Genomic DNA, 1,571 nt, shown 5'->3' on the forward strand with positions numbered 1-1,571 from the left:
TATGGTGGGGTAGCGAAGTCTGGCTAAACGCGGCGGACTGTAAATCCGCTCCTTCGGGTTCGGTGGTTCGAATCCACTCCCCACCATTCATAGGGATATAGTTTAAAGGTAGAACTACGGTCTCCAAAACCGTCGGTGTGGGTTCAATTCCTACTATCCCTGTTTGTAATGTGATGGCGGTATTGGTGAAGTGGTTAACACACCGGATTGTGGTTCCGGCACGCGTGGGTTCGATTCCCACATACCGCCCTAGATTGGGGCATTTGATTTATTTCGACTGGTCCAGTCAGATTGGATAGACGATTATGGTGGTATAGCCAAGTGGTAAGGCAGAGGTCTGCAAAACCTTCATCGTCGGTTCAAATCCGATTACCACCTTTGACTTGGGTGTATCCAATCAATATTTTTTTGCCGGAGTGGCGGAACTGGCAGACGCGCTGGACTCAAAATCCAGTGACCGTTGAGGTCGTGTGGGTTCGAACCCCACCTCCGGTATAGGAAGATTCATCTCGGGAGTCATCACATTAGGTGGTGGCTTTTTTTGTGTAGGTGTTGCTGAGTTAATTGTGATGTGGGTGTCCGATAACGTAAGCACCCAATGACTGACCGTCTATGATTGGCAGCAAATCCACGATATGATAGCCTCATCAAATAAAATTGGTGGGATTTTATTATGGACAAGCAGGATATCGTTCAAGTCAAACTGCCAGTAAGTAAAGTACCTAGTAACGGACCGTCTATGGCAGCTGGCGGCTAGAAGACAGGCTCCTTGTTCCCAGCGTAAGCCTAGCCGCTTAGAGCATGGAAAGAAGCATAGCGCCCTCAAAACCCGAGGACGCCATGCTTCCTTTGAATCTAGTTTCAATATAATCGGCTATTAGGTACCTACAGTTAACTTTCAACTGGTGGGTACTAGGCGACCGTCTGATAGGTATGAGTGTATTATCAGGGGATTAGAGTTATCTACGGTCGATAATGGTAGTAATAAGGGACTGAGACGTAGGCCTGCTGCGTTAGAGCACGGAGAGCAAAAGAGCTGACATTCTTGGTCAATGAGGACGTCAGCTCTTCCTTATTAGATGATCATGATCTATTTGCGATGTTTATGGAGAAAGTGCTTAAAAGTTTGCTATCAGTGTACAGAAAGCTGCTGCCAGCTTCTTTCTACTATTAGTGATGGATGCCAGCTTTGTTTAGAAGTGGTTGAGGAGCACAGGCAATGGGTGGATAAGTGATTAAGCTCACCTGGGGCTAAAGAGCGCCGATAACATCCTCCAATATAGGGGAGTGAGCAATCTGCAAGTTTCGTTTTCTTATCCTTGTATCTATAATCGTTGTCTAAGCCTATTTGCGTCAGGAGTGGGGTGATGGGGCCACCCACCACGTCCTTATAGCTTACTGCGGGTTGATTACGCACGTATGACCTCTGAACTGAAAAAAGGCTGGGTGAGTACGATGAGATGCTATAGTTGCTTAGGGGTTGGTATAATGGCTCAGAATTTGTATACCATTTACAGTGTCAATAGCGGCGTAGAAATGTTGGAAAATGGCGGTTTAAAAATGTAGGTTTT

At 46.3% G+C, this 1,571-nt stretch carries 5 tRNA genes; all 5 read left to right on the top strand.

The annotated features are described in order from the left end of the window. The first annotated feature begins 3 nt into the window (after positions 1 to 3). The 5 genes from FC99_RS08465 to FC99_RS08485 all read left to right on the top strand — a co-directional run bounded on the left by FC99_RS08465 (position 4) and on the right by FC99_RS08485 (position 495). Positions 4 to 86, top strand: a tRNA-Tyr gene (locus tag FC99_RS08465). A 5-nt stretch (positions 87 to 91) separates the two neighbouring features. Continuing rightward, positions 92 to 162 (top strand) — tRNA-Trp (locus tag FC99_RS08470). Between the two features lie 14 nt (positions 163 to 176). Then, positions 177 to 249, top strand: a tRNA-His gene (locus FC99_RS08475). A 58-nt stretch (positions 250 to 307) separates the two neighbouring features. Continuing rightward, positions 308 to 378 (top strand) — tRNA-Cys (locus FC99_RS08480). A 32-nt stretch (positions 379 to 410) separates the two neighbouring features. Continuing rightward, positions 411 to 495: transfer RNA gene (locus FC99_RS08485), tRNA-Leu, on the top strand. The last annotated feature ends 1,076 nt before the right edge of the window (positions 496 to 1,571 follow it).

Origin of the sequence: Levilactobacillus koreensis JCM 16448 (assembly GCF_001435525.1) — a bacterium.
Lineage (GTDB): Bacteria > Bacillota > Bacilli > Lactobacillales > Lactobacillaceae > Levilactobacillus > Levilactobacillus koreensis.